This is a genomic window from Sphingobium terrigena (assembly GCF_003591655.1).
GTDB classification, from domain to species: domain Bacteria; phylum Pseudomonadota; class Alphaproteobacteria; order Sphingomonadales; family Sphingomonadaceae; genus Sphingobium; species Sphingobium terrigena.
This window is the reverse complement of record NZ_QVRA01000003.1, coordinates 45,920-70,700: the sequence shown is the minus strand read 5'-3', so window position 1 is coordinate 70,700 and position 24,781 is coordinate 45,920. Positions and strand designations below refer to the sequence as shown.

General features: G+C 63.4%; 28 protein-coding genes. 12 read left to right on the top strand and 16 right to left on the bottom strand.

The window, feature by feature from the left end; translation table 11 throughout:
• Window positions 1-53 precede the first annotated feature (53 nt).
• Window positions 54-1,193, bottom strand: coding sequence for an acyl-CoA dehydrogenase family protein (locus D0Z70_RS04285; protein WP_182913836.1), 1,140 nt, complete (start codon window positions 1,191-1,193; stop codon window positions 54-56).
• 71 nt (window positions 1,194-1,264) lie between these two features.
• Between D0Z70_RS04285 and D0Z70_RS04280 the strand changes: the two genes are divergently transcribed.
• Window positions 1,265-1,570, top strand: a complete 306-nt coding sequence (locus D0Z70_RS04280; RefSeq protein WP_119744182.1) for a GIY-YIG nuclease family protein — start codon at window positions 1,265-1,267, stop codon at window positions 1,568-1,570.
• Between the two features lie 79 nt (window positions 1,571-1,649).
• On the opposite strand, the gene D0Z70_RS04275 is transcribed toward D0Z70_RS04280, so the two are convergent.
• Entirely contained in the window at window positions 1,650-3,146 is a 1,497-nt protein-coding gene (locus tag D0Z70_RS04275; protein ID WP_119744180.1) for a CoA-acylating methylmalonate-semialdehyde dehydrogenase, read from the bottom strand.
• Window positions 3,147-3,254: 108 nt separating this feature from the next.
• Here D0Z70_RS04275 and D0Z70_RS04270 point away from each other — a divergent pair, with 108 nt between their 5' ends.
• The 4 genes from D0Z70_RS04270 (at window position 3,255) to D0Z70_RS04255 (ending at window position 6,656) form a co-directional block, all read left to right on the top strand.
• On the top strand, window positions 3,255-4,157 hold the full coding sequence (locus D0Z70_RS04270) for a LysR family transcriptional regulator (RefSeq protein WP_119744425.1): 903 nt from the start codon (window positions 3,255-3,257) through the stop codon (window positions 4,155-4,157).
• A 96-nt stretch (window positions 4,158-4,253) separates the two neighbouring features.
• Entirely contained in the window at window positions 4,254-4,883 is a 630-nt protein-coding gene (locus D0Z70_RS04265) for a class I SAM-dependent methyltransferase (RefSeq protein WP_006963566.1), read from the top strand.
• A 73-nt stretch (window positions 4,884-4,956) separates the two neighbouring features.
• Complete coding sequence (locus tag D0Z70_RS04260; protein ID WP_119744178.1) at window positions 4,957-5,889, top strand: ABC transporter ATP-binding protein; 933 nt, start codon at window positions 4,957-4,959, stop codon at window positions 5,887-5,889.
• Window positions 5,886-6,656 carry an ABC transporter permease gene (locus tag D0Z70_RS04255; RefSeq protein ID WP_119744176.1) on the top strand — a complete coding sequence of 257 codons (771 nt, stop codon included), beginning with the start codon at window positions 5,886-5,888 and terminating at the stop codon, window positions 6,654-6,656. The genes D0Z70_RS04260 and D0Z70_RS04255 overlap by 4 nt, the downstream gene beginning before the upstream one ends.
• A gap of 140 nt (window positions 6,657-6,796) precedes the next feature.
• On the opposite strand, the gene D0Z70_RS04250 is transcribed toward D0Z70_RS04255, so the two are convergent.
• The 6 genes from D0Z70_RS04250 to D0Z70_RS04225 form a co-directional block, all read right to left on the bottom strand.
• On the bottom strand, window positions 6,797-7,117 hold the full coding sequence (locus D0Z70_RS04250) for a hypothetical protein (RefSeq protein WP_119744175.1): 321 nt from the start codon (window positions 7,115-7,117) through the stop codon (window positions 6,797-6,799).
• Between the two features lie 79 nt (window positions 7,118-7,196).
• Window positions 7,197-8,561, bottom strand: coding sequence for an MATE family efflux transporter (locus tag D0Z70_RS04245; RefSeq protein ID WP_119744174.1), 1,365 nt, complete (start codon window positions 8,559-8,561; stop codon window positions 7,197-7,199).
• A 10-nt stretch (window positions 8,562-8,571) separates the two neighbouring features.
• Window positions 8,572-9,504, bottom strand: coding sequence for a DUF808 domain-containing protein (locus tag D0Z70_RS04240; protein ID WP_119744173.1), 933 nt, complete (start codon window positions 9,502-9,504; stop codon window positions 8,572-8,574).
• A gap of 321 nt (window positions 9,505-9,825) precedes the next feature.
• Window positions 9,826-10,059 (bottom strand): hypothetical protein, encoded by a 234-nt coding sequence (locus D0Z70_RS04235; protein ID WP_119744172.1) that lies wholly within the window; start codon window positions 10,057-10,059, stop codon window positions 9,826-9,828.
• A complete protein-coding gene (locus D0Z70_RS04230) occupies window positions 10,056-10,385 on the bottom strand; it encodes a hypothetical protein (RefSeq protein WP_119744170.1) in 330 nt (109 codons plus the stop codon). Before D0Z70_RS04230 ends, D0Z70_RS04235 begins: the two co-directional genes overlap by 4 nt.
• A gap of 55 nt (window positions 10,386-10,440) precedes the next feature.
• Window positions 10,441-10,770, bottom strand: a complete 330-nt coding sequence (locus D0Z70_RS04225; protein WP_119744169.1) for an ArsR/SmtB family transcription factor — start codon at window positions 10,768-10,770, stop codon at window positions 10,441-10,443.
• A gap of 287 nt (window positions 10,771-11,057) precedes the next feature.
• Between D0Z70_RS04225 and D0Z70_RS04220 the strand changes: the two genes are divergently transcribed.
• Entirely contained in the window at window positions 11,058-12,188 is a 1,131-nt protein-coding gene (locus D0Z70_RS04220; protein WP_119744168.1) for a site-specific DNA-methyltransferase, read from the top strand.
• Window positions 12,189-12,313: 125 nt separating this feature from the next.
• On the top strand, window positions 12,314-13,438 hold the full coding sequence (gene folP / locus D0Z70_RS04215) for a dihydropteroate synthase (RefSeq protein ID WP_119744167.1): 1,125 nt from the start codon (window positions 12,314-12,316) through the stop codon (window positions 13,436-13,438).
• An 83-nt stretch (window positions 13,439-13,521) separates the two neighbouring features.
• Here folP and D0Z70_RS04210 read toward each other — a convergent pair whose 3' ends face one another.
• On the bottom strand, window positions 13,522-14,154 hold the full coding sequence (locus D0Z70_RS04210) for a hypothetical protein (RefSeq protein ID WP_119744166.1): 633 nt from the start codon (window positions 14,152-14,154) through the stop codon (window positions 13,522-13,524).
• Window positions 14,155-14,213: 59 nt separating this feature from the next.
• On the bottom strand, window positions 14,214-15,662 hold the full coding sequence (locus D0Z70_RS04205) for a sigma-54-dependent transcriptional regulator (protein ID WP_119744164.1): 1,449 nt from the start codon (window positions 15,660-15,662) through the stop codon (window positions 14,214-14,216).
• A gap of 153 nt (window positions 15,663-15,815) precedes the next feature.
• Between D0Z70_RS04205 and D0Z70_RS04200 the strand changes: the two genes are divergently transcribed.
• The 5 genes from D0Z70_RS04200 (at window position 15,816) to D0Z70_RS04180 (ending at window position 19,699) form a co-directional block, all read left to right on the top strand.
• Window positions 15,816-15,941, top strand: coding sequence for an aa3-type cytochrome c oxidase subunit IV (locus tag D0Z70_RS04200; RefSeq protein WP_119744163.1), 126 nt, complete (start codon window positions 15,816-15,818; stop codon window positions 15,939-15,941).
• 36 nt (window positions 15,942-15,977) lie between these two features.
• Window positions 15,978-17,099, top strand: a complete 1,122-nt coding sequence (locus D0Z70_RS04195) for an NAD(P) transhydrogenase subunit alpha (RefSeq protein ID WP_119744161.1) — start codon at window positions 15,978-15,980, stop codon at window positions 17,097-17,099.
• Window positions 17,100-17,176: 77 nt separating this feature from the next.
• Window positions 17,177-17,461: a proton-translocating transhydrogenase family protein gene (locus D0Z70_RS04190; RefSeq protein ID WP_006950157.1), complete on the top strand. Its 285-nt coding sequence runs from the start codon at window positions 17,177-17,179 to the stop codon at window positions 17,459-17,461.
• Window positions 17,461-18,882 carry an NAD(P)(+) transhydrogenase (Re/Si-specific) subunit beta gene (locus D0Z70_RS04185; protein WP_119744159.1) on the top strand — a complete coding sequence of 474 codons (1,422 nt, stop codon included), beginning with the start codon at window positions 17,461-17,463 and terminating at the stop codon, window positions 18,880-18,882. The genes D0Z70_RS04190 and D0Z70_RS04185 overlap by 1 nt, the downstream gene beginning before the upstream one ends.
• Window positions 18,883-19,009: 127 nt before the next feature.
• A complete protein-coding gene (locus D0Z70_RS04180) occupies window positions 19,010-19,699 on the top strand; it encodes an aspartate/glutamate racemase family protein (RefSeq protein WP_119744158.1) in 690 nt (229 codons plus the stop codon).
• An 11-nt stretch (window positions 19,700-19,710) separates the two neighbouring features.
• Here D0Z70_RS04180 and D0Z70_RS04175 read toward each other — a convergent pair whose 3' ends face one another.
• The 6 genes from D0Z70_RS04175 to D0Z70_RS04150 form a co-directional block, all read right to left on the bottom strand.
• Window positions 19,711-20,088, bottom strand: coding sequence for an STAS/SEC14 domain-containing protein (locus D0Z70_RS04175; RefSeq protein ID WP_147418736.1), 378 nt, complete (start codon window positions 20,086-20,088; stop codon window positions 19,711-19,713).
• A gap of 137 nt (window positions 20,089-20,225) precedes the next feature.
• The gene (locus tag D0Z70_RS04170; protein WP_119744156.1) at window positions 20,226-20,642 is read right to left on the bottom strand and encodes a DUF2147 domain-containing protein; all 417 of its coding nucleotides are present in this window, start codon (window positions 20,640-20,642) and stop codon (window positions 20,226-20,228) included.
• Between the two features lie 131 nt (window positions 20,643-20,773).
• The gene (locus D0Z70_RS04165) at window positions 20,774-21,763 is read right to left on the bottom strand and encodes a type II secretion system F family protein (RefSeq protein WP_119744154.1); all 990 of its coding nucleotides are present in this window, start codon (window positions 21,761-21,763) and stop codon (window positions 20,774-20,776) included.
• Window positions 21,764-21,778: 15 nt separating this feature from the next.
• Window positions 21,779-22,777 carry a type II secretion system F family protein gene (locus D0Z70_RS04160; protein ID WP_119744153.1) on the bottom strand — a complete coding sequence of 333 codons (999 nt, stop codon included), beginning with the start codon at window positions 22,775-22,777 and terminating at the stop codon, window positions 21,779-21,781.
• A gap of 53 nt (window positions 22,778-22,830) precedes the next feature.
• Window positions 22,831-24,123 (bottom strand): pilus assembly protein CpaE, encoded by a 1,293-nt coding sequence (locus tag D0Z70_RS04155; RefSeq protein ID WP_119744152.1) that lies wholly within the window; start codon window positions 24,121-24,123, stop codon window positions 22,831-22,833.
• Window position 24,124: 1 nt separating this feature from the next.
• Window positions 24,125-24,769, bottom strand: a complete 645-nt coding sequence (locus D0Z70_RS04150; protein ID WP_119744151.1) for a CpaD family pilus assembly protein — start codon at window positions 24,767-24,769, stop codon at window positions 24,125-24,127.
• Window positions 24,770-24,781 lie beyond the last annotated feature (12 nt).

Here is a 24,781-nt window from a genome sequence, read left to right as displayed (position 1 = left end):
ATGGGTTCCCGCCTTCGCGGGAATGACGGTGTTTCATTTTGCATGGTTCGCGATCACCGCAACATATCCCGCGCGATGATCATGCGCATGACCTGGTTGGTGCCTTCCAGGATGGAATGAACGCGCAGGTCGCGCCAGAAGCGTTCGATGGGATAGTCCATCAGATAGCCATAGCCGCCATGGAGTTGCAGGGCGCGGTCCACCACGGACGATCCGGTGTCGGTGGCGAAGCGTTTGGCCATGGCGGCGAAGCGGGTCTTGTCCGGGGCATTGTCGCTCACCTTGACGGCGGCGGCGTAAAGCAGGGTGCGGGCGGCCTCCAACTCGGTCTGCATGTCGGCCAGGGTGAATTGGGTGTTCTGGAAGTCGGCAATGGATTGGCCGAACTGCTTGCGATCCTTGGTATATTGGACCGCTTCGTCGATGCAGCGTTGTGCGCCGCCCAGCGAACAGGCGCCGATATTGAGGCGGCCGCCGTCGAGACCGGCCATGGCGATGGCGAAGCCCTGGCCTTCGCTGCCCACGAGGTTGGCGACGGGGACGCGAACGCCATCGAAATTGACCTGCGCGGTGGGCTGGCTGTGCCAACCAAGCTTGCGTTCCTGCGCGCCGAAGCTGACGCCTGGCATATCCTTGTCGATGACGAGGCAAGAGATGCCTTTGGGGCCGTCCTGGCCGGTGCGGACCATGACGACATAGACTTCATTTTCGCCGCCGCCGGAGATGAATTGTTTGGAGCCGGTGACGACATAATGGTCGCCGTCGCGCACCGCCTTGGTCTTGAGGCTGGCGGCGTCGGACCCTGCGCCGGCCTCGGTCAGGCAATAGCTGGCGATGCGGGTCATGGGGATGAGGTCGGGGAGATAGGCGTCCTTGACCGCCTGCCCGCCGAATATGTCGATCATCCATGCGGCCATATTGTGGATCGAGATGAAGGCGCTGGTCGAGGGGCAACCATAGGCCATGGCTTCCATGATCAGCGCGGATTCGAGGCGGCCGAGGCCGATGCCGCCCGACTCTTCGGAGACGTAGATGCCGCCAAAGCCCAGCTCCGCCGCCGCGCGGATCGTGTCGCGGGGGAAAATGTGCTTTTCGTCCCACTCCGCCGCATGGGGCGTGATCGCGTCGGCGGTGAAGCGGCGGGCGAGATCCTGGATTTCGCGCTGGTCATCGGTCAGGTCGAACTGGGTCATAATGGCTTGTCCGTTGATAAAAAACCGTCATGCTGACGAAAGTCAGCATCCATTATTAGCGCGGCGTCGGAATGGTACGTCAACCTTGCGTCTACATCATGGCCAGCGCTCGTCATGGCACGATCTATATCGGCGTGACATCCGATTTGATGGCGCGGTTGCATCAACATCGCTCCGGCGCGATGCCTGGCTTCACATCGCGCTACAATGTGAAGCGGCTGGTTCATTTCGAGATGGCTGACACGATGGAGGCGGCGATCCTGCGCGAGAAACAGCTCAAGGCCTGGCGACGGGACTGGAAGGTGGCGCTCATCGAGAGGGATAATCCGTTCTGGGAGGGCCGGGCTGTGATGCTGGGCTTTACGCCTTTGGTGTAGCGCTGAATGGATCCTGACTTTCGTCAGGATGACGTGGCAGGTGGGGGAGCGGATTGTGCGATCCTCTCCCCCAAACCCCTCACCCCATCGTCGGGATGACGAAGGCGCTGTCGGCCGATGCGCCGCCGTCGGGCCAGCGTTGGGTGACCGTTTTCACCTTGGTCCAGAATTTCACGCCTTCCATGCCGTGCTGGTTGGTGTCGCCAAAGGCCGAGCGCTTCCAGCCGCCGAAGGTGTGATAGGCGACGGGGACCGGGATCGGCACGTTGATGCCGACCATGCCGACGTCGACGCGGGCGGCGAATTCGCGGGCTGCGTGGCCGTTGCGGGTGAAGAGGGCGACGCCGTTGCCGTACTGGTGCTTGCTGGGCAGCGAGACGGCTTCTTCAAAACTGTCGGCGCGGACCATTTGCAGCACGGGGCCGAAAATCTCTTCCTTGTACGCGCTCATGTCGGTGGTGACATGATCGAACAAAGTGGGGCCGACGAAGAAGCCTTCCTCATGACCCTGTAGCGTGAAACCGCGACCATCGACCACCAGTTCCGCGCCTTCATCGACGCCGGTCTGGATCCAGTTTTCGATCTTCTGCTTGTGCGCGGCGGTGACGACCGGGCCATAATGGGCTTCGGCATCGGTAGAGACGCCGACGCGCAGTGCCTCGATCGCGGGGATCAGCTTTTCGCGCAGCGCAATGGCGGTCTTTTCGCCGACGGGGACGACGACGGGGAGCGCCATGCAGCGTTCGCCAGCCGAGCCGAAGGCCGCGCCGGAGAGGTCGTTCACCACCTGATCAAGATCGGCGTCTGGCATGACGATGCCATGGTTCTTCGCGCCGCCCATCGCCTGGACGCGCTTGCCCGCAGCAACGCCGCGATTATAGACATAATGGGCGATGTCGGACGAGCCGACGAAGCTGACGCCCTTGATGTCCGGGTGGTCGAGAATGGCATCGACCATTTCCTTGTCGCCCTGAACGACCTGCAAAATGCCTTCGGGCAGGCCCGCTTCCAGGAACAGTTCAGCCAGACGGACGGGGACCGAGGGATCGCGTTCGGAGGGCTTCAGGATGAAGGCGTTGCCGGTCGCGATGGCGACGCCCGACATCCACAGCGGGATCATGCCGGGGAAGTTGAAGGGCGTGATGCCCGCGCCGATGCCGATCGGCTGGCGGAAGCTATAGACGTCGATGCCCGGCCCCGCGCCCTGGGTGAACTCACCCTTCAGCACATGGGGGATGCCGCAGCAAAATTCGATGACTTCCAGACCGCGCTGAATGTCGCCCTTGGAATCCGCGATCACCTTGCCATGTTCGGAGCTGAGCAAATGCGCCAGTTCGTTCATGTTGGCTTCGACCAGCGATTTGAAATTGAACATGACGCGGGCGCGGCGTTGCGGGTTGGTGGCGGCCCAGCCGGGCTGCGCTTTCTTGGCGGCGGCGACGGCGAGGTCGAGCAGGGCAGCATCGCCCAATGCGACGCGGGCCTGCACCCCGCCATTATTGGGATCGAACACGTCGCTGTAGCGTGTGGGGGGCGTATCGTGGACGAAGGCGAGCTTGTGCGAAATCTCACGCATGGGGAGGTATCCTCTCGGTTGGTGGCCGCCTTCTAGGCTGCTTGCGTTATTGCAAGCAATGGCGAAGTTTTGCATAGGCAGGCTGCAAATTTGCAGGCGGTGGCGGCGATGTTCGACTGGGATGATCTGAGGGTATTTCTGGCGGTGGCGCGGGCGCGCAAGGTCGCACCGGCGGCGCGGGCGCTGGGGATCGATGCGACGACCATTGCCCGGCGGCTGGCGCGACTGGAAAAGGCGCTGGATGCTGAACTGTTCGAGCTGAGCGCGGGGGAGCGGACGCTGACGGCGCGGGGGCAGGAATTGCTGGGCCATGCCGAGGCGGCGGAAAGCGCGGCGCTGGCGGCAATCGAGGATGCGCAGGGGCAGGAACATCGGCTGGCCGGGCAGGTGCGGCTGTCGGTGGCGGAGGGGTTTGGCACCTGGGTGCTGGCGCCGGGCATGGGCGATTTCAACCGGCGGCATCCGGGCATAAGGCTGGACCTGATCACCGCGTCGGGCTTCCTTAATCCGTCCAAGCGGGAAGCCGACATGGCGGTGATGCTGGCGCGGCCGCAGCGCGGGCGGCTGATGGTGCGGCGGCTGGGGGATTATCGGCTGCATCTTTATGCGTCGCTTGATTATCTGGCGCGGGCGGGGCAGCCGGAACGGGCAGCGCAGCTCAAGGATCATACGTTGATCGGCTATGTGCCCGAATTCATCTTCTCGCCCGAACTGGATTATCTGGACGAGGTGGAGGCGGGGTTGGAGGCGACGCTGCGATCGACCAGCATCATCATGCAGCAGCGGATGATCGCGGAAGGGGCGGGAATTGGCGTGTTGCCGGACTTTATCGGGCGGCGTGATCCTGGGCTGGTGCCGTTGATGCCCGATCAGGTGGAGATTACCCGCAGCTTCTGGCTGGTCATGCATGGCGACCTGCGCAAGCTGGCGCGCATCGCGGCGGTGGCGCAATGGCTGCAAGAACGCATTGAAACTTTGTCTGTTTACCGCGATTTCCGAGCCGCCGGGTAATACCACCCGGCTTGAAATCGCTCATAAAGCCAATCGACGGCACGGCTCCGGCCCGCTAAGGAGTCGGGATGGATAGAGAGCGGTCGCATTTCGCCTATGCAGCATAAGCCCAAGCGGAGCCGGGCAATCGCTTTGCCACGCGGGGAATTTCGCGCCCGCGCCACCGAATATCTCGATTTTCTGGCGGCCTGGGTACAAAAGCCCCGCCAGACCGCATCGGTCGTGCCGAGCAGCCGCTATCTGGCGCGGCTGATGGTGGCGCAGATCGACCCGGCCGATGGCCGGGTGCTGGAGCTGGGCGGGGGCACCGGCGTGTTCACCCGCGCGATATTGGGCACCGGCCTGCCGCCCGAAAAGCTGGAAGTGGTGGAGATAAACCCCGCCTTTGCGCGCGGGCTGCGGCGCCATTTTCCGCATGTGTCGGTGCTGGAAACGCCTGCACAAATCGTGTCGACGGCGGCGGCTGGCGAACCGGGCAGTTATCAGACGGTGGTGAGCGGACTGCCGCTGCTGGCGATGGATCGGCATGTGCATCTCGACATTTTGTCCGAATCCTTCCGCATGTTGCAGCCGGGCGGCAGTTTCGTGCAGTTCACTTATTCGATGCGCCCGCCGGTGAGCCGCGAGGTGATCGACGCGCTGGAGCTGGACGTGGTGCGGGTGGGGCAGACGGTGCGCAATTTTCCGCCCGCGACGGTTTTCCGGTTCACGCGGCGCGGCGAATAGTGGGCGGGCAATAGGTTGCGTTTGGCAATCTGCCTCCTATCTTTGCCGCAACGCAAAAGGGGCAGAGCCATCCATGGCATCCATCATAGACATTCAAGGTCTCACCAAACGCTATGCGTCGGGGTTCGAGGCGCTCAAGGGCGTTGACCTGAGCATCGAGGAAGGCGAGATTTTTGCGCTGCTGGGGCCGAACGGCGCGGGCAAGACGACGATGATCTCCATCATCTGCGGCATAGCGCGGGCGACCGGCGGCAGCGTGAAGGTGGCCGGACATGACATCGTGCGCGACTATCGCGGCGCGCGCGACGCGATCGGGCTGGTGCCGCAGGAATTGTCGACCGACCAGTTCGAGCGAGTGATCGATACGGTGACGTTCAGCCGGGGGCTGTTCGGCAAGCCGCGTAATCCCGCGCATATCGAAAAGGTGCTGCGCGACCTGTCGCTATGGGACAAGCGCAACGCCAAGATATTGGAACTGTCAGGCGGCATGAAGCGCCGGGTGATGATCGCCAAGGCGCTGAGCCATGAACCGCGCATATTGTTTCTGGATGAACCGACAGCGGGCGTGGACGTGGAGTTGCGCCGCGACATGTGGAAGCTGATAGGCGAGTTGCGGCAAACCGGCGTGACCATCATCCTGACCACCCATTATATCGAGGAGGCCGAGGAAATGGCCGACCGGGTGGGGGTGATCAACCGGGGCGAGTTGATGCTGGTCGAGGACAAGACCGCGCTGATGAAGAAGCTGGGCAAGAAAACGCTGACCGTGGTGCTGGCCGAGCGGCTGGCGGCGGTGCCGGTGGAACTGGCGGAATGGGACGTGACGCTGAAGGGCGATGGTCAGGAGATTGAATATATTTTCGATACCCAGGCGGAGCGGACCGGCGTGTCGTCGCTGCTGCGGCGGCTGGGTGACCTTGGCATCGGCTACAAGGATCTGAATACGGCGCAGAGCAGCCTGGAGGATATTTTCGTGAGCCTGGTCCATCAGGAGAAGGCGGCATGAGTTTGGTCAACCTGCGCGCGATCGCGTCTATCTACAAATTCGAGCTGCATCGCTTCCGGCGGACGCTGCTGACCGGGCTGCTGGTGCCGGTGATCACGACGACGCTGTATTTCGTGGTGTTTGGCGGGGCGATCGGGTCGCGGATGACGGAGGTGGACGGCATCCCCTATGCCGCCTTCATCGTGCCGGGGCTGATCATGATGGCGATGTTCACCGAAAGCATCTTCAACGCCAGTTTCGGCATCTACATGCCCAAATTCACCGGCACCATCTATGAATTGCTGTCTGCACCGGTTTCCGCGACCGAGACGATCATCGCCTATGTGGGCGCGGCGGCGACCAAGTCGCTGATCATCGGGACGATCATTTTCCTGACCGCGCATCTGTTCGTCGACGTGCCGGTGGCGCATCCGTTTGCGATGGCGGGGTTCATGATCCTGATCGCGATCAGTTTCTGCCTGTTCGGCTTCATCCTGGGCATCTGGGCGCAGAGTTTCGAGCAGTTGCAGGTGATCCCGATGCTGCTGATCATGCCGATGACGTTTCTGGGCGGGGCTTTTTATTCGGTGCAGATGCTGGCCGAACCGTGGCGCACGATCACTTTGTTCAACCCGATCGTTTACCTGATTTCGGGCTTCCGCTGGACCTTCTTTGGCAAGGGCGATGTGGCCATCGAGTTCAGCCTGATCTTCGTCGCGGGGATGCTGGCGGTGTGTTTGGGGATTATCGGCTGGATGTTCAGGACGGGCTATCGGTTGAAGAAGTGAGGGGTTGCAACGACCCCGTCCGTTCGGGCTGAGCGAAGTCGAAGCCTTGTGCTGAGCGGAGCGAAGCAGCTTCGCCTGCGGCTCAGCAGAGCCCTTCGACTTCGCTCAGGGCGAACGGTGTGTAATGGCAGGCCCGCCAATCAGGCGGCGGCGCTCTCCGGCGCGACGGCGAACAGGGTGACGTTCCGATATTTGTCGTCATTCTGGTCGTAGAGGCCGTGCATCGCCTCGAACGGATCGTCCAGCACCTTGAGGTCGGACAGACCCACCAGCTTGAAGGTGCCGAGTTTCAGCTCGCGCGGCGGCTTGCCGTCGCGGTCCACGGTCACGGCGTCGATGAACAATTCATCATGGCGCGTGTAGAGGATGTGCGGGGCCAGGGTGACGACCATCTTGTTATAGGTCACCATCAGGCACTTCTGGAGCGCGATCGCTTCAAAAATCTCGGTCGGGGCTTGCATAGTGATCGACGTCTGACCGATTTGGGCGATTCGATCAATTGCTTTGTGCGCTGCACCATTTCCGGGCCGCGCAATCGTATCAGCCACGCACCAGCCCCAGTCGTTCGCGCAAGGACCAGCGGGTGACCAGCAGCACGGCGACCGATCCAAGGCCTGCAGCCAGGCCCAGCCAGATGCCCAGCCCCGCCATCCGCAGCGGAAAGGCCAGGATCGTGCCGACGCCAATGCCAACGAGCCAATAGCCGATCATCGCGAAGATCATCGGCACCCTGGTATCCTGCACCCCGCGTAGCACGCCTGCGCCGACGGCCTGCGCGGCGTCGACCAGCTGGAATAAGGCGGCGACGGCGAGGAAGCTGACAGCGAGCTGGACAGTGCGCGCATTGGCGGGATTGTTGAGATCGAGAAAGGCCGAGACGAGCGTGAGCGGCATCAGGATGAGGGCGAGGGCGGCGCAACAGGCAAAGCCGGTGCCGATGATCAACGCCAGCCAGCCAGCGCGGCCCACGCCCGCCCGATCATGGCGGCCATAGGCCAGGCCGACGCGGATCGTGGCGGCCTGGCCGATGCCCATGGGGACCATGAACACCAGGGCGGCGATCTGGATCGCGACGGCATGGGCGGCGAGTGAATCGCGGTCGATGAGGCCCATGAGCAGCGCCGAGGCATTGAACACGGTGGTTTCAAAGCCCAGCGTGATGGCGATGGGCAGGCCCAGCGCCCAGACCTGCCGATGGCGTTCGCGATCGCGCGTCCAGAAGCGACCGACCAGCGCGTAACGGCGGAAACGGCGGTCGATCAGGATGACGCCAAGCAGCCCGAAGAAGAGGAAGCAGGAGGAGGCGGTGCTGGCCAGCCCCGCGCCGAACAGGCCGAGCGGGGGGAAGCCGAGATTACCAAAGATGAGCGCCCAGCCCGCCAGGACATTGAACGGGATGGCGGCGAGCATGATGAGCAAGCCCCAGACCGGGCGCTCCAATGCGGCGATGAAGGTGCGCAGCGTCGTGAAGCCAAGGAAGGGGAGCAAAGCCCATTGCAGGCCGCGCATCAGCCGGCCCGCGCCATGGGCGAGATCGGCGTCCTGGCCCATGGCGAGCAGGATGGCCTCGCTCTGCCACAAAATGGCCCAGGCGGGGATGACGAACAGGGCGGCGGCGCGCAGCGTCTGGTGGACGGTGCGGCGGACGTCGCGCACCGAATGGCGGCGGCGGCCCCGCTCACTGGCGATCAGCGGCGAGGCGGCGGTGACCAGCCCCATGCCGAACAAGAGCAGCGCATGGAACAGGTTGATGCCGAGCGCGCCCGCTGCGACCGATTCTGCACCCAGACGGCCAAGCAGCAGCAGGTCGGTCGCGGCGATCGCCGACCAGGCGATATTGCCCGCGATCATCGGCAGCGCCAGGGCGACAAGGGCGGTGGCTTCGATACGCCAGGGGGAGGACATGGGTTTGGCTTTATTGCTTTCGGGGAATGACATGCAGCGCGGCGACGATGATGCCGCCGACGACCAGCCCGACGATCGCGCCGCCGATGGCGTTGACGGTCCAGTCGACCAGCGGGCCGATGGCGGGCAGGGCGCTGGCGGCACCCTGCGCGGCGTGGTGGATCGTGTCGGGGATCATATCCCAGTGAAATTCGTGCAGGCCATGGACGATCAGCCCGCCGCCGACCCACAGCATCGCCGCGGTACCGATGACTCCCAAAACGCTCATGATGACGGGCATCGCCTTCACCATCCCGCGCCCGATGATGCGGGTGAGCGCAGATGCGCGCTTGGCCAGATGCAGGCCGATATCGTCCATCTTCACGATGAAGCCGACGACGCCATAGACGCCCGCGGTGATCAGGAAGGCGACGACCACCAGGATGATCGCCTGTTCCCAGATCGGTTCGGCCGCGACCGTGCCGAGCGAAATCGCCATGATCTCCCCCGACAGGATGAAGTCGGTGCGGATCGCGCTGGATACTTTCTGGTTTTCCAGATCGGCCGAGCTGTGCGTTTCGAGCGCCTCCTGCGCGACATCATGGCCGCCCTGCATCGCTTCGAGCAGCTTTTCCGCCGCCTCGTAGCACAGGAACGCGCCGCCCAGCATAAGGAGCGGGGGCAGCAGCCAGGGGGCGAGCGCACTGATCAGCAGCGCGGCGGGCAGCAGGAACAGCAGCTTGTTGCGCAGCGATCCCTTGGCGATTTTCCAGATGATCGGCAGTTCGCGGTCGGGCGTCAGGCCCATGACATAGCGCGGGGTGACGGCGGCATCGTCGATCACCACGCCCGCCGCCTTCGTCCCCGCCTTGCCAGCGGCGGCGGCGACATCGTCCAGCGAGGTCGCGGTCAGTTTAACAATGCCCGCCACATCATCGAGCAGCGCGATCAAACCCGAAGGCATAGAATAAGATTCCCCAGTTTAAGGTGGGCCATCGGCCGCCCGTCTTGCCGCCTCAATAGGGGGCGGGCAGGGCGGGGGCAAGGAAGGGTGTGCAGGCATGGATATTCCAGGTTCGTCCGGCACGAGGATTGTTGCGACGTGCGCATAATCCAACACTATATCGTCATTCCCGCGAAGGCGGGAATCCATCTCCCATCTTATCGTCTTGATTTTATGTCCGGAGATAGATTCCCGCCTGCGCGGGAATGACTAGCTTTGTGGGGCATGGGAATTTCGCAACGATTGCCTTGGAAGGGGAGCGCTTTGGCTATGTTCAACCGCTCAGTAATTGCCCGGCGGGTCGCTGGCGGGGAAGGATTCGTCGGATTGTTCGTCGATCTTGTCCCAATCCTTTGCCGCCACGCCCTCCTGCGGGCCAGCGTCACGGATGATGCCGGACGAGCCGACCGGGCCGCGATCGTCGAGGGGTTGGGCGGTGCCCATCCAGTCGCGCCAGCCGCGGATCGCGACGGCGCCCAGGCCGGTGACGATGGCGAGTTTGAGCAGCCCTTTCATGGCGATGTCTCCTGTGGCGTTTGCAGATGGACCCAGTCGGCGCGGTTGGTACCCACGGCGTCGGGGGACAGGCGGATTTCGCCTTCCTCATCCGCCCCTGCAGGAGGATCGGCGTCTGCGGTGGGCGGGGTGACTGTCCAGCGTTCGCGCAGCGCGGCGTCGATCATCTTTTCCCATGCGGCTGCGTCCCCTGCGGCGATCATGGCGCTGTCTGGCTGCTTGAGGATCGCCAATATGCTGGCGGCATCCTCGAGCCGGGCGGGCCAGTCGTCCGGCGTGGCGGCAAGATGTCGGGCGAGGCGTTCGATGAGGGAGCGGTGTTCCATCACGGGCAAACGCGCCTTGCCGGCCTGCGTTCCGCGCCATCATGACGCTATCGCATCATTTGCCTATCCCCTCCAGCGCAGTGAAGCGTTGCGACCAGAGCGCGCCATAGACGGCCATCCACTGCACCACCGGGGCCAGTCCCTTGGCCCGCGCGCTATACCAGGTTTCGCGGCCGGTGCGGCGGGCGGTCACGAGTGCGGCACGTTTGAGCTTGGCCATGTGGCGCGACACCATGGGTTGGGATACGCCGGAAATGGCGGTCAGGGCGTGGACGCTCTGTTCGCCCTCGCGCACCAGATATTCGAGCAGGGCGCGGCGGGTGCCGTCCGACAGCGCCTTGAACTGGGCGTCGATCGTGGCGGGGGCATTGGGGCTGTTCGTCATCGCGGCGGCATAACCATATGGTTATGAAATGGTCAAGCCAGCCACCGGTTTTGCCCGCTTGTTTGGCGTTAACCAAAAAAAGTCTGGCGGGCGATGGGCTGAGTCTTTTGCGTCACACTGGCCGATATTGAGTCCCGCGAGTCGGTGACGACTCAACATATAGTGGCTACCCCCTTCGTTCCGCCCCATGTTAACCATTGTAAGAAAGGTTAACGCTAAGTTGCTGATCTTGACGGGAGTCTGCGAAGGACTCATCGCTGGGCCTCAGAACGAACGGGGGTTGCATTATGGGTGTCATGGAACGGGTCGCGCCGCGGCGGAAGAAGGCGGTTGCTCTCGCGCCAGTCACGATCGAGGCGGATCGCCTGCTGCGCGGCGACTGCATCGCCGAAATGGCCAAGCTGCCCGATGGCTGCATCGACATGATCTTTGCCGATCCGCCCTATAATCTCCAACTGGGCGGCGACCTGTTTCGGCCCGAAGGCGGGCGGGTGGATGCGGTCGATAATGACTGGGACAAGTTCGACACGCTGGGCGCCTATGACCGCTTCACCAAAGCGTGGCTGGCGCAGGCACGGCGCATATTGAAGCCCAACGGCACGATCTGGGTGATCGGCAGCTATCACAATATCTTCCGCGTCGGCACCGCGTTGCAGGATGAGGGCTTCTGGATCCTCAACGACATCATCTGGCGCAAGGCCAACCCGATGCCCAATTTCAAGGGCACGCGCTTTACCAATGCGCATGAGACTTTGATCTGGGCCAGCCAGGGTGAGGACGCCAAATATACGTTCAATTACAAGGCGATGAAAACGCTGAACGACGAATTGCAGATGCGGTCCGACTGGGTGCTGCCAATCTGCGGCGGGCAGGAGCGGTTGAAGCGCAACGGGACCAAGGCGCATCCGACGCAGAAGCCGGAATCGCTGCTCTACCGCGTGATGCTGTCCTGCACCAAGCCGGGCGATGTGGTGCTCGATCCCTTCTTTGGCACGGGCACCACGGGCGCCGTGGCCAAGCGGCTGGGGCGCAAATGGATCGGCATCGAGCGCGAGGAGAGCTATATCGAGGTGGCGCTGGAGCGGATCGAGGCGGCGTTGCCGCTCGATGAATCTTCGCTCACCATCATGCAGACCGCGCGGCAACAGCCCAAGGTGGCGTTCGGTACGCTGGTCGAAACGGGCTATATCGCGCCCGGCACGAAGCTGAGCGACGTCAAGCGCCGCTGGAGCGCGGAGGTGCGGGCCGACGGATCGTTGGCAGTGGGGAGTGACACCGGGTCGATCCACAAGATGGGCGCGACCTTGCAGGGCGCGCCAAGCTGCAATGGCTGGACCTTCTGGCATGTCGAGATTGACGGCAAGTTGCAGCCGATCGACACGCTGCGCCAGACCTATTTGCTGGCGAACGAGCCTTAATTCTCGCACCGTCATCCTGACGAAAGTCAGGCTCCATTCGCTCTAGGGTTGCGCGTCAGGATGGGCGTAGAGCCAATGGATGCTGAAACAAGTTCAGCATGACGAGATAAGGTAAAGACTGCTTCATGACCCTACCGCTTATCCCCGCCGACGCCCGGCTGTATCTCCGCCCGGTCTGGTTCGTGCCGTCGCCCTTTGGCCTTCCCGACGGCGCGGCGGCGCGGATGGGGAATGGGTTGTTGTGGTTTCAGGGCTATGAACTGACCGCGCTGCGCGGGCGCGACCGGGTGGCGCGGGTGACGATCCCGGTGGCGGAATTTGACGCGGTTGTGGCGGGCTTGGCCGACCCGCTGGCGCAGCGGGCGCGGATGCTGGCCGCCAATATCTCGGCGCAGCGCGCGCCATTGGCGCTGGGGGAGCGGACGATCCGCTTCGACGGGCCGCAGGTCATGGCGATCCTGAACATCACGCCCGACAGCTTCTCCGATGGCGGCAAGCATGTCGGCGATCCGCAGGCGGCGGCGGACGCGGGCTTTGCGATGGCGGCGGCGGGGGCAGCGCTGGTCGATGTAGGCGGCGAGTCCACCCGGCCGCGCGCGGAGAAATTATGGGAGGGCGACGAGATTGCCCGTGTCGTGCCCGTCATCGAGCGGCTGGCGGCGGCGGGCGTGCCGGTGTCGATCGACACGCGCAAGGCGGCGGTGATGGAAGCGGCGCTGGGCGCTGGCGCGAAAATCGTCAATGATGTGAGCGCTTTGCAGCATGACCCGCGCGCCTTGGAAGTGGTCGCGGCGGCGGGCTGTCCCGTCATCCTGATGCACGCGCCGTCGTCGGGGGACGATCCGCACGACAATCCTGCTGGTTATGGCGATGTCGTGGCGGACGTGTTCGACCATCTGGAGGCGCGGGTCGCCGCCTGCCTTGCCGCCGGTGTCGCGCGCGATAAGATCATGGTCGATCCGGGGCTGGGTTTCGGCAAGGGGCTGGCGGACAATCTGGCGCTGGTGAACCGGCTTGCGACCTTTCAGGGGCTGGGCGTGCCTTTGCTGTTTGCGGGCAGTCGCAAGCGGCTGATCGGCGCGCTGTCGAATGAAGCGCCAGCGTCGGACCGGCTGGGTGGCTCCATCGCGCTCGCCTTTCGCGCGGCGGAGCAGGGCGCGCAGATGGTGCGGGTGCATGATGTGCGCGAAAGCGTGCAGGCGCTGCATCTGTGGCGCGGGCTGGCCGATGCGGGACTGAGCGCGGTTTAAGTTAACTGGTTCCGTTCGTTTCGAGCGCAGTCGAGAAACCTGCGCACCACGTTGACTTCGCTCGAAACGGACGGATGTAGTGTTTAAGGCGCGACCGGCTTGGCCGCCACGCTATTACCAGCTTCCGCCGGAGCCGCCGCCTCGCCCTTGGGCGCAAAAACGCGCAGGCTGGCGAGGGTCTTGTCGACGATGGGCTGATATTGTTCGCTCAGCATTTCGGGATAGACGAAGGTGGCGGTCACGATCGATCCGTCGGGTTGTTTGAGCAGGCGCACCGCGACATTATTACCCTCGCCATCATTGGCGGTGCCGCGATATTCATTGTCGCCGATATAATCGCCATCGACCCCTTCGGCCCCGCTGCTGACCGCTTCGACGATCTGCTGGAGCGTTTCGTCATTGTCATTCTTTTGCCAGAATACGCGCACGTCCGCGCCTGCGCCCTTATCTTCGTAGATCGCGCCGTCAGCGGTGCTGGCTTCCGCATTCTTCATCCAGCCTTCGGGGAAGCTGACGGAAAAACCCCGTTCCAGATTGACATAATTGCGCGGTTCGGCGTCCTCGGCGGCCTGCTGCGTGGCCAGCGCGCTGGCAGCAGCAGCGTTGGCGGCGGCGGCCAGTTCCTCCTGGCTTGGCATGTCGGCCACCGGTTCGGTACGACCGCAGGCGGCAAGGAGCAGGACGGGCAGGCAGGCGATGAGGGCGACGTTTTTCATGCGCCGATCCAAAGCATAGCCGGGGGGAGAATACAACGGTCGAGCGACGGAGGGCCGTTTCAGGCCGCGCTGTCGATGCCCAGTTCGGCGAGTTTGCGGTAGAGGGTGGAGCGACCGATGCCCAGGCGGCGGGCCACTTCGGTCATGCGGCCGCGATAATGGCCGATGGCCAGGCGGATGACGTCGGCTTCGATCTCGGCAAGCTGGCGGACATGGCCGTCGCCTTCGAACAGGGTGATGCCTGCGCCGTCGCGGTGCGGCTGGCTGGCGGCGCGCGGGCGGATGGTCAGGCGGTCGATCGGGTCGCCCGCGCGGATCTGCGCCGCGATCTGCGGGAAATCCTGCGGCGTCAGCGCGTCGCCATCGCACAGAACGGCGGCGCGGAAGAGGGCGTTTTGCAGCTGGCGGACATTGCCCGGCCAGCCATGCTGCATCAGCAGCGCGAGCGCATCGTCGGTCAGGCCCAGGCCGCGCAGGCCGGGCTGGGTGGCGATCCGCGCGAGCAAATGGCGGCAGAGCGCGGGGATATCGCCCATCCGTTCGCGCAGGGGCGGGATGGTCAGCTGGACGACGTTGAGGCGGTAATAGAGATCCTCGCGGAAGCGACCGGCCTCTATTTCCTCGATCAGGCGCTTGTTGGTGGCGGCGATGACGCGGACGTCGACATGGATCGGGCGGCGCGCGCCGATCGGCTGCATTTCGCCATCCTGCAACACGCGCAGCAGCTTGACCTGCGCATCGAGCGGCATTTCGCTGACTTCGTCGAGGAAGATGGTGCCGGTGTCGGCGCTGGCGAATTTGCCGACATGGCGGTCGAACGCGCCGGTAAAGGCGCCGCGTTCATGGCCGAACAGTTCGGATTCGACCAGATTGGCGGGGATCGCGCCGCAATTGACCGTGACCATCGCCTGTTTGTGGCGGGGGGAGGCGGCGTGGATGGCGCGGGCGATCACATCCTTGCCGACGCCGCTTTCGCCCTCAATCAGCACTGGCACGCGGGCGCGGGCGGCCTTGGCGGCTATGGCCAGCGCTGCGCGGAATTGCGGGGCGGAGCCGACGACATCCTCGAAGGACAAGGGGGCTGTGATCTTTTCGGTGAGCGGGCGCAGTTCGCCATGGGCGGCGCCTTCGCTGATCGTCGCGTTGAGCGCGGCAAGCAGCCGTTCGGGCGCAATCGGTTTGGACAGATAATCGGTCGCGCCAGCGCGCATCGCCTCTACGGCAACCGCGACATTATTATGAGCGGTGAGAATCAGGATGGGCAAAGCGGGGCGGCGTTCGCGAATCTCGCGGATCAGCCCGGCGGGTTCATAATCGGGACTCCACTGGTCAAGGATGATCGCGTCAAGCTGCATCCCGTCCTGTGTGCCGAGCGTCGCAATGGCGGTTTCGCCGTCGCCGGCAAAGATCGTCCGCCACCCGGCGCGCGCCGCCAGCGCCGAAACCAGCCGCCTTTGCGCCGGTTCGTCGTCGATCAGCATCAGTATCGGTATGCCGTCGCGCGCCATTCGCACCCCTCAATAGCAACAGGCGACCGATGGTAAGGACGGGGGGTAAAGGCGGCCTTAACCCCGATAGATTTTCTTGTGGCGCTACGGGTTGAGGGGGGGGACGCGACAGGATAAGAGGTTCGCCGCAACCGCCACAGAAGGGGACCGGACATGGCGTCAGACGGAAATATCAAAAGTGCGACCGAAACCTATGCGGGTTTCATTGGCGTGATGAAGTGGGGCACGATCGCGTCGATCGCGGTGGCCGCCCTCGTGGTGCTGCTGATCTCCGGCTAAATCCGGGACGCACAAACAGGAGGGGATGCCATAATAATGAAGATTGCAGTTTTGAAGGAGCAGGCTGCGGGTGAAGCCCGTGTTGCCGCTACGCCGGAGACGGTGAAGAAATTTATCGGTCTGGGCGCGCAGGTCGCGGTTGAGGCGGGGGCAGGATTGACCGCGTCGGTCGCTGATGCCGATTATGCCGCTGCGGGGGCCAGCTTGGCCGATCGGGCCGCGACGGTGGCTGGCGCGGACATCGTCCTGGGCGTGCAGGGGCCGGACGTTGCCAGCATAGCGGGCGTCAATCCCGGTGCGTGGATCGTGGCGGGCCTCAATCCGTTTGGGGAACGCGCGCGGGTCGATGCCTATGCGGCGGCGGGCTATGAAGCGCTGGCGATGGAGTTCATGCCGCGCATCACCCGCGCGCAGTCGATGGATATCCTCTCATCCCAGTCGAACCTGTCGGGCTATAAGGCGGTGCTGGATGCCGCCAGTGAATATGGCAAGGCCTTCCCGATGATGATGACGGCGGCGGGCACGGTTTCGGCCGCGCGCGCCTTCATCATGGGCGTGGGCGTGGCGGGTCTCCAGGCGATCGCCACCGCGCGCCGTCTGGGCGCGCAGGTCAGCGCGACCGACGTGCGGGCGGCGACCAAGGAGCAGATCGAATCGCTGGGTGCCAAGGCAATCTTCGTCGAGAAGGTCGCGGGTATCGAGGGCGAGGGTTCGGGCGGTTATGCGACCGAAATGTCCGACGAATATAAGGCAGCGCAGGCTGAGCTGGTATCGTCGCACATCGCCAAGCAGGACATCGTCATCACGACTGCACTGATTCCGGGTCGCCCCGCGCCGCGCCTGATCACCGACGCGCAGATCGCGTCGATGAAGCCGGGCAGCGTGATCGTCGATCTGGCGGTCGAGCAGGGCGGGAATGTCGAGGGCGCAGTGGCGGGCGAAGTGGTCGTGCGCCACGGCGTCAAGATTGTCGGCCACCGCAACGTGCCATCGCGGCTCGCCACCGACACATCGGCCCTGTTCTCGCGCAACCTGTTCAATTTCCTGTCCGCCTTCTGGGACAAGGAAAAGGGTGCGCCGGTGCTGGACGAGGAAATCGGCAACGCCATCCGCCTGACACAGGGCGGCAAGGTCGTGAACGAGCGGCTGCTCGGTTAGGGGAATCGCCTGTTCGCGCGGCGCGCGTCCAGGCCAACGTCCCGCAGCCAAATCGGGACGAACGGGGAGTCAAGACGATGGACTTTATTTCCATCCTGTCGGTTTTCGTGCTGGCATGTTTTGTCGGCTATTATGTGGTGTGGTCGGTGACGCCGGCGCTCCACACGCCGTTGATGGCGGTTACCAACGCCATTTCGTCGGTCATCATCGTGGGCGCGCTGGTCGCGTCGGCGGAAGCGGGGAGCGCTGCGGCCAAATATCTGGGCCTGCTGGCGGTCGTCTTTGCATCGGTCAACATTTTCGGCGGCTTTGCGGTCACTGAGCGGATGCTGGCGATGTACAAGAAGAAGGAGCGCAAGTGATGCATGAGATCGCACAGATCCCATGGGGCGTGAGCCTGGCTTATCTGGCCGCGGGCGTCCTGTTCATCCTGGCGCTGCGCGGGCTGTCCAGCCCGGCGACCAGCCGCAGAGGCAACCGCATGGGCATGATCGGCATGGCGATCGCCGTGGGGACTACGCTCTACACACATGATGTGGTGAGCCTGCCCGAAATCATCGGTGCCATCGTCATCGGTGGCGGCATCGGCTTCATCATCGCGCGGCGGATCGCAATGACGGACATGCCGCAGCTGGTGGCGGCGTTCCACAGCCTCGTCGGCATGGCCGCCGTGTTGGTGGGCGCGGCGGCGTTCCTCAATCCCGGCGCGTTCGGGATTCTCGACGCGGTGACCGGTGAAATCCACAATGCCAGCCGCATCGAAATGGGGCTGGGCGTGGCGATCGGCGCGATCACCTTCTCCGGCTCGATCATCGCCTTCCTGAAACTCAACGGCAATATGTCGGGCAAGCCGATCATGCTGCCGGGGCGTCACCTGATCAATCTGGGCACGCTGGCCGCGATCCTGGGGCTGATCGGCTATTTCGTGACCGATCAAAGCCCGTGGGTATTCTGGACCGTGACGGCGCTCAGCTTCATCATCGGTTTCCTGCTGATCATCCCGATTGGCGGGGCGGACATGCCGGTCGTCGTGTCGATGCTCAACAGCTATTCGGGCTGGGCTGCTGCCGCGATGGGCTTTACGCTGGGCAACAGCGCGATGATCATCACCGGCGCGCTGGTGGGGTCGTCGGGTGCGATCCTGTCCTACATCATGTGCAAGGCGATGAACCGCAGTTTCATCAGCGTGATCGCGGGCGGCTTTGGTGCCGATGCGGGACCGGCGGGTGCTGGCGGGCCGGTGATCGACCGCGCCTACAAGCGCGGATCGGCGGAGGACGCGGCGTTCCTGATGAAGCAGGCCGACAGCGTCATCATCGTGCCGGGTTATGGCATGGCGGTGAGCCAGGCGCAGCACGCGCTGCGCGAGATGGGCGACCTGCTCAAGAAGGAAGGGGTGAAGGTCAAATATGCGATCCACCCCGTCGCGGGTCGTATGCCGGGCCATATGAACGTGCTGCTGGCCGAAGCGAATGTCTCCTATGACGAGGTGTTCGAGCTGGAGGACATCAACAGCGAGTTCAGCCAGGCCGACGTCGCCTTCGTCATCGGCGCGAACGACGTGACCAACCCGGCGGCCAAGACCGACAAATCGTCGCCCATTTACGGGATGCCGATTTTGGACGTGGCCAATGCCAAGTCGGTGCTGTTCGTGAAGCGCTCCATGGGCGGGGCTGGCTATGCCGGCGTCGACAATGAGGTGTTCTATATGGACAATACCATGATGCTGCTGGCCGACGCCAAGAAGATGGTCGAGGAAATCGTCAAGGGACTGGCGCACTAAGCGCTTGCCCCCGCGGCTACCGATACCCTAACCCGTTCGTGTCGAGCGAAGTCGAGACACGCCGTGCTGGATCAGCCGGTTCTCGACTTCGCTCGAACCGAACGGTTTTCTGTTTCTTGGGGATATCATGCACAAACTTGGTCTGATCGGCGGTCTCAGCTGGACGTCCACTGCCCGCTATTATGAGATCATCAACCAGGCGGTGCATCGCGCGCGGGGCGGGCAGCATGGCGCGCCGCTCCTGATCGAAAGCCTGGACTTTGCAACCGTCGCGGCCTGCACCACCGATGAGGAGTGGGACAGTGCGGCGGGCGTGCTGATCGAGGCCGCGCGGCGGCTGGAGACGGCGGGCGCGGGGGCGCTGCTGATCTGCGCCAATTCTATGCACCGTGTCTATGACCGGGTACAGGGCGCGGTGAACGTGCCCATCCTCCATATCGCCGAGCGGGTCGGCAAGAAGATGCAGGCCGATGGCGTCGAAAAAGCTGCGCTGATCGGCACGCGCAATGTGATGACCGAGAAATTCTATCGCCAGCGACTGGTGGCGCATGGCGTGTCGCTGCTGCCAGCGGACATGGAACTGGCCGACCGGATCGACCGTATCGTCTATGACGAGCTGACCGTGGGCAAGATCAGCCGCGAATCCGAACGCTTTATGAAGTCGGAAATGACCGACATCGCCAAGCAGGATGTGCAGGCGGTGGTGCTGGCCTGCACCGAACTGGAACTGATCGTCGATGTGAAGGCCAATGTGCTGCCGATTTACGACTGCACGTCGATCCATGCGAAGGCCGGGGTCGACTTCATCCTTGGGTAATCAAGCGGGACTCAGGCGGGTAGGCTGCCATCCTCGAACAGCCAGGCCATGGCTTCGTCGGGCTCGCTAAAGACCTGGACATTGCCTTGCGGCAAGGCGCGCCTGGCTTGCAGTTTGTTCAACATGGAGCTTGCGACAATCGCATAGCGTCCCTTGTTTTCGTTCAGGATTCTGTCAAAAAATGCACCGAAGGCTTGACTGATTTCAGCAGATTGCACTGGAAAGTCACGGCAGTCGGCCAGGACGCGGTAGTTCTGACTGGTCCTGCGGATGGTCATGTGCCGTTTCGTAAATTCAGCTTCGAAGGCACGAAAATCCGCAAGAGACCAATAATCCGCTTGAACCAGGCGCATCAAATTCCGGTCAGGATCATAGGAAAACTCAAACATCGTCCCCTCGCATTTCACGTCATTTTGCTTATGGCCTTCATATAGCATCTGTGTGTGAAGAGGTGTATCGGACCGGGCAAGAATATGGCCGATCCGTCGATTTGTTCCCGTTGCGGCAGATGCGTCACAGCAAGACCCTACCGCACAGCTGTCCATGTCTGCGTCTTGCAGAAGAAGGCGATGCAGCCCTGGACTTTCAGGGTGCCGTTGGGATTGCGGCTGATTTTCGACGTGTAGCTCTTGCCGCTTTCCGGGTCGTAGATCGTGCCCTTCCAGATACTCCCCGCGTCGGAAAAGCCAGTCAGCAGCGGCAGGCCCAGCAGCGGGCGGGAGCGCAGCGCCGGGTCGGCATTTTCCACGTCAGTATTCGGGCGGCCCGGCGTGGGTTTGAGGATCTTTTCGATTCTACCGCACAGGCTTTTGCCGCAGGGGGCGATCTGAACGATGGCCTTGGCATCGACCGTGGCCCAGCGACCCGTGACCGGTTGTGCGGCATCAGCAGGCAGGGCGATGGCTGCGGTCAGGATGGCGAGGGTAAGGCTTGCAGCTTTCATGCGATCCGTTTCTCCATGTCTTTTGCCCAGAGATACGCTGCAAATGACAACGCCCGCCACCGCCTTTTTGGGCGGAAGCGGGCGTTTTGGATCGGAACGCTACGGCGGCGGGCCGTGGCGCGCTCAAATTTTCAGAAGGCCGTGCTGATCGAGCAGGCCGCGGGACCCAGGATGACGACGAACAGCGTCGGCAGGATGAAGAGAATCAACGGCACGGTCATGATCGCGGGCAGGCGGGCGGCCTTTTCTTCGGCGCGCATCATGCGTTCGTGGCGGAATTCAGCCGACAGCACGCGCAGCGCCGAGGCGAGCGGGGTGCCGTATTTTTCGGTCTGGATCATGGTCGTGACCACGCCCTTGACCGCATCCAGCTTGACGCGGGTGGCGAGATTTTCAAACGCCATGCGCCGTTCGGTCAGGAAGCTGAGCTCGATCGCCGTCAGCTGAAATTCGTCGCCCAGTTCGGGATAGGCCTTGCCCAGTTCGCGCGAAACCCGGTTGAAGGCAGCGTCGACGGTCAGGCCCGCTTCGGCGCAGATGACCAGCAGATCGAGCGCGTCGGGCAGCCCCTTGCGGATCGCGGCGGAGCGTTTCTGCACCTTGTTGTCGATGAAGATGTCGGGCGCCTTGTAGGAGAGCAGCAGCGCGACCGCGAAGGCGAAGAAACGCTTGACCGGACCCCATTCGGGCTGAATGCCAACGCCATAGAGCAGCAAGGCGGCAGCACCGCCGATGACGATCGGCAGGATCATGCGGCCAAAGATGACGGCGACGGCCATATCCTTGGACCGGATACCGGCCTGCGCCAGTCGAATCTGCGCGTCCTTGAGCTGGTCGTCCTGCAAGACTTTCAGGCTCGACAGGAAGGACCGCATATGATCGGTCGTCTGGTTGCGCTGGACCAGCTTGGCGCGGCGCTTGGCGGTCGAGGCGGTGATGCCGGCCTTCAACTGTTCGCGCCGGTCGTTCAGTGCCTTGACCCGCTTGGCCATCGGATCGCGCACGGTCATGACCGCATAGAGGGCGAACAGCATGGCGAGCGTCGCGAGGGCCGCGAGCAGGGTGCCGAAATCGGTGGCGGTCATGCCGAAGAGCGTGCCGGCAGGGGTAGGGGCGTCCATGTCTCTTATCCCCGATCAGATTTCAAAATTGACCATCTGGGCCATGATGAAGGCGCCGATCGCCATCCAGCCCATGCCCCCGATGCCGATCACCTGCATCAGCGAAAGCCCGAAAATGCCCGCCGGATCGGGCGTGAAGAAGGGGCTCATATAGTTGAAGTTGATGTAGCAGATCATGAAGAATACGAGGAAGGGCAGGCAGCCGATGATATAGGCGGACGCCTTTGATTCCGACGACATGGCGCGGATTTTGAGCTTCATCTGCGCACGCTGGCGCAGCACAGTGGCCAGGTTCGACAGGGTTTCGGCGAGGTTGCCGCCGGTTTCCCGCTGGATCGCGAGCGTGATGACGAAGAACTGGAATTCGGGCGTACCCAGCCGATCGGCGGTTTCCTGAAGCGCCTGCTCCATCGTCTTGCCGATCTTGATCCGCTCGGTGATCAGCTTAAATTCCTCGCCCACTGGCCCCGGAATTTCGCTCGACACGATACCCAGCGTTTCGGCGATGGGCAGGCCGGAGCGCAGGCCGCGCGTCAGCAGTTCGAGCGCATCGGGGAATTTGGCGTTGAAGCGGTTGATCCGCTGCTTGATCAGGCGGCTGACCCACCAGTGCGGCAGAAACAGACCGGCGGCCAGACCGACCATGACGGCCATCAGGAAGGGAAAGCCGCGGACCATCAGCAACGCCGACAGTATCAGGAATATGCCCGCGCTGGCGGTCATATACTGGCTGAGCGTCCATTTCTTGCCGGTCATCCTGATCCGCTTGGTCAGATTTTCCGGGTTGGGGATGAGCGACACCAGCATTTTGGCTTCGACGCCGGTCGCGCGGTTGGAAATCACCTTGCGCATCCGCGCTTCAAGCAGGGCTTCGGCGGATTCGCTGTGGCGGCCGCGGATCATCGCGACCCGGCGTTTGCGCGCCTTTTCCGGCGAAGGACCGGCAAAGGCTATGATGGCCAGACCCAATATGGTCGCCACCAGCACCGTGATCAGGATGAAATTGCCGTCCATCTGTTCGCCCGTTCCCCAGTCAACGCCGCCGCCCGGTCAGGCGGCGTGCGCGGTCAATCTTCCAGTGCGGCGGTTTTGGCTTTGCGGCGCGACGGCATCATGTTGCGGAAATCGCCGATCTTGCCGAGCAGGGAGTCGCCCTTCTTGCGCGCCGCAACACCATCGGACGCTTCTTCAGCGTCCGCCGCGCCCATCACCTGATCGAGCAGGGCGGTGCAGGCTGCACCGACTTTGCTGCCCTTGGCGGTTTCCGCCAGCGTCTTGCCGAGCTTTGCCGCCTGCGCGCCAATACGCAGGTCGAACGGGATGAGGACGTCGACCTTGCGTTCGATCGAGGTCTCGAAATCCTTGCGGCTGATTTCGGGCGAGCCGGGATGGACGCGGTTGGCGACCACCAGCACGCGCGATTGCGGCGCATTGCTCTTGAGCCAGGACAGGATGCGAATGGTGTCGCGCGCCGCCGCCAGCGTCAATTCGGTCACGACCAGCGTGACATGCGCGTCGGTCATCAGATGCGGATGCTGGATCAGCATGTTGCGCGGCAGATCGACGACGCTGCATTCAAACACCTGCCGGAATTCTTCCAGCAACTGGTAGAAGGCACCGCCATCGGTCAGCATCGGCTGGCTGATCGGCGCTTCGGCCGACAGGATCGCCAGCGTATCGCTCGCCCGCACCATGGCGCGTTCGATGAACAGGCCGTCGATGCGGCTGGGATTGTCGATCGCGTCGGTCAGGCCACGGCCCGGTTCCAGATCCATCGCCAGCGCATTGGTGCCGAAATGGACGTCGAGGTCGAGCAAGGCGGTCGGACGCTTCTTCTTTTCCGAAAGCATCCATGCCAGCGACGTGGCGATGCTGGACGCGCCCACGCCGCCGCGTGTGCCGATGACCGCGACGGTCATGTGCGGGCGTTCGGGCGCAGCATCGCGCGGGGCCATGAATACGGCCTGCGCACTCGCCAGCGCATCGCGCAACTGGTCCGCGCCGAAGGGCTTGAGCAGATAATCCTGAATGCCGCTGGCAACCAGATCGCGATAGAGGCGCACGTCATTGACCTGCCCTGCCGCGATGACGACGGTGCCCGGCTCGCACACTTCGGCCAGGCTGTTAATGTCGTTGAGCGGATCGCCGCTTTCAGACATGTCGACGAACAGGATCTGGGGCGACGCGGTGATCGACAGGCTCTGGACCGCGTTGCGCATCCCGCCCTTGTTCACCTTTTCCGGTGCCCAGCCCAGTTCGGAACAGACCGACCGGACCAGATCATAGCTATGATCGTCGCAGACGAAGGCGTGAAAGGGATCACGCGGGCCGGTGAAGCCAGGTTTCCAAGGTGCGTTCATATCACTGGCCTCCCGCTGTCATTTGCTTGAGATCGCCAGCGCCGGTTGGCGGCTTGTCGCGATAGGTGGAAATGGCGCGGTTCGACGTTGCCGTGCGCAAATTGCTGTCGGTGCCCTGACCCCGGACGAGATCTTCGGGATTGGCGACCATCGCGGCCAGATTGCTGTTGGTGCCGCAGCCGAAATTGGATGTTGTGCCCAGATTCATGTCAGTTTCCTGCTTGCTGCTCCAATCGGGGCAGCCCGGCACGCTGGCGGTGGCGCGGCGCACGATCAGGCGGACGCTGCCCTGCGGCGCGTCGCCGGCGGCGGCCGAGCTGTCCTCCGCGACCAGCAGGCCGTGGCGGGCGACGATATCGGCAATACCATCGCGCAGGCCGGGGCTGTAATAGCCCGCGTCCGTGACGATCGCGACCTGATCACCATAGCCAAGGCCGATGGAAGCGAACCAGTCGTTGAGGCGGCGCGCTTCATAGGCGGACAGCGAGTCGCCGCCGGCCTGCACGTCGAACGTGTAGGCGGCGTAGCTGACGACCGGCTGATGCACCGATTCGACGCTGCGGTTGGGGCTGTCGGTGACGCAGCCAGCGAGCGGCAGCGCCAATATGGCGAGTGCTGTGAGGGTCTTGGCGGACAGATAGGTCATGTCTTTGGTCCT

What these genes read in the sequence shown, in the direction of transcription:
- D0Z70_RS04220 (WP_119744168.1), top strand. Translation starts at nt 11,058, where the DNA reads ATGGGTGTCATGGAACGGGTCGCGCCGCGGCGGAAGAAGGCGGTTGCT.
- D0Z70_RS04150 (WP_119744151.1), bottom strand. Translation starts at nt 24,769, where the DNA reads ATGACCTATCTGTCCGCCAAGACCCTCACAGCACTCGCCATATTGGCG.
- D0Z70_RS04275 (WP_119744180.1), bottom strand. Translation starts at nt 3,146, where the DNA reads ATGCGTGAGATTTCGCACAAGCTCGCCTTCGTCCACGATACGCCCCCC.
- D0Z70_RS04225 (WP_119744169.1), bottom strand. Translation starts at nt 10,770, where the DNA reads ATGACGAACAGCCCCAATGCCCCCGCCACGATCGACGCCCAGTTCAAG.
- D0Z70_RS04170 (WP_119744156.1), bottom strand. Translation starts at nt 20,642, where the DNA reads ATGAAAGCTGCAAGCCTTACCCTCGCCATCCTGACCGCAGCCATCGCC.
- D0Z70_RS04200 (WP_119744163.1), top strand. Translation starts at nt 15,816, where the DNA reads ATGGCGTCAGACGGAAATATCAAAAGTGCGACCGAAACCTATGCGGGT.
- D0Z70_RS04240 (WP_119744173.1), bottom strand. Translation starts at nt 9,504, where the DNA reads ATGCCTTCGGGTTTGATCGCGCTGCTCGATGATGTGGCGGGCATTGTT.
- D0Z70_RS04195 (WP_119744161.1), top strand. Translation starts at nt 15,978, where the DNA reads ATGAAGATTGCAGTTTTGAAGGAGCAGGCTGCGGGTGAAGCCCGTGTT.
- D0Z70_RS04155 (WP_119744152.1), bottom strand. Translation starts at nt 24,123, where the DNA reads ATGAACGCACCTTGGAAACCTGGCTTCACCGGCCCGCGTGATCCCTTT.
- D0Z70_RS04265 (WP_006963566.1), top strand. Translation starts at nt 4,254, where the DNA reads ATGCAGCATAAGCCCAAGCGGAGCCGGGCAATCGCTTTGCCACGCGGG.
- D0Z70_RS04280 (WP_119744182.1), top strand. Translation starts at nt 1,265, where the DNA reads ATGGTACGTCAACCTTGCGTCTACATCATGGCCAGCGCTCGTCATGGC.
- D0Z70_RS04210 (WP_119744166.1), bottom strand. Translation starts at nt 14,154, where the DNA reads ATGAAAAACGTCGCCCTCATCGCCTGCCTGCCCGTCCTGCTCCTTGCC.
- D0Z70_RS04235 (WP_119744172.1), bottom strand. Translation starts at nt 10,059, where the DNA reads ATGAAAGGGCTGCTCAAACTCGCCATCGTCACCGGCCTGGGCGCCGTC.
- D0Z70_RS04230 (WP_119744170.1), bottom strand. Translation starts at nt 10,385, where the DNA reads ATGGAACACCGCTCCCTCATCGAACGCCTCGCCCGACATCTTGCCGCC.
- D0Z70_RS04270 (WP_119744425.1), top strand. Translation starts at nt 3,255, where the DNA reads ATGTTCGACTGGGATGATCTGAGGGTATTTCTGGCGGTGGCGCGGGCG.
- D0Z70_RS04285 (WP_182913836.1), bottom strand. Translation starts at nt 1,193, where the DNA reads ATGACCCAGTTCGACCTGACCGATGACCAGCGCGAAATCCAGGATCTC.
- D0Z70_RS04175 (WP_147418736.1), bottom strand. Translation starts at nt 20,088, where the DNA reads ATGTTTGAGTTTTCCTATGATCCTGACCGGAATTTGATGCGCCTGGTT.
- D0Z70_RS04180 (WP_119744158.1), top strand. Translation starts at nt 19,010, where the DNA reads ATGCACAAACTTGGTCTGATCGGCGGTCTCAGCTGGACGTCCACTGCC.
- D0Z70_RS04165 (WP_119744154.1), bottom strand. Translation starts at nt 21,763, where the DNA reads ATGGACGCCCCTACCCCTGCCGGCACGCTCTTCGGCATGACCGCCACC.
- D0Z70_RS04205 (WP_119744164.1), bottom strand. Translation starts at nt 15,662, where the DNA reads ATGGCGCGCGACGGCATACCGATACTGATGCTGATCGACGACGAACCG.
- D0Z70_RS04190 (WP_006950157.1), top strand. Translation starts at nt 17,177, where the DNA reads ATGGACTTTATTTCCATCCTGTCGGTTTTCGTGCTGGCATGTTTTGTC.
- D0Z70_RS04250 (WP_119744175.1), bottom strand. Translation starts at nt 7,117, where the DNA reads ATGCAAGCCCCGACCGAGATTTTTGAAGCGATCGCGCTCCAGAAGTGC.
- D0Z70_RS04185 (WP_119744159.1), top strand. Translation starts at nt 17,461, where the DNA reads ATGCATGAGATCGCACAGATCCCATGGGGCGTGAGCCTGGCTTATCTG.
- D0Z70_RS04255 (WP_119744176.1), top strand. Translation starts at nt 5,886, where the DNA reads ATGAGTTTGGTCAACCTGCGCGCGATCGCGTCTATCTACAAATTCGAG.
- D0Z70_RS04245 (WP_119744174.1), bottom strand. Translation starts at nt 8,561, where the DNA reads ATGTCCTCCCCCTGGCGTATCGAAGCCACCGCCCTTGTCGCCCTGGCG.
- folP (WP_119744167.1), top strand. Translation starts at nt 12,314, where the DNA reads ATGACCCTACCGCTTATCCCCGCCGACGCCCGGCTGTATCTCCGCCCG.
- D0Z70_RS04260 (WP_119744178.1), top strand. Translation starts at nt 4,957, where the DNA reads ATGGCATCCATCATAGACATTCAAGGTCTCACCAAACGCTATGCGTCG.
- D0Z70_RS04160 (WP_119744153.1), bottom strand. Translation starts at nt 22,777, where the DNA reads ATGGACGGCAATTTCATCCTGATCACGGTGCTGGTGGCGACCATATTG.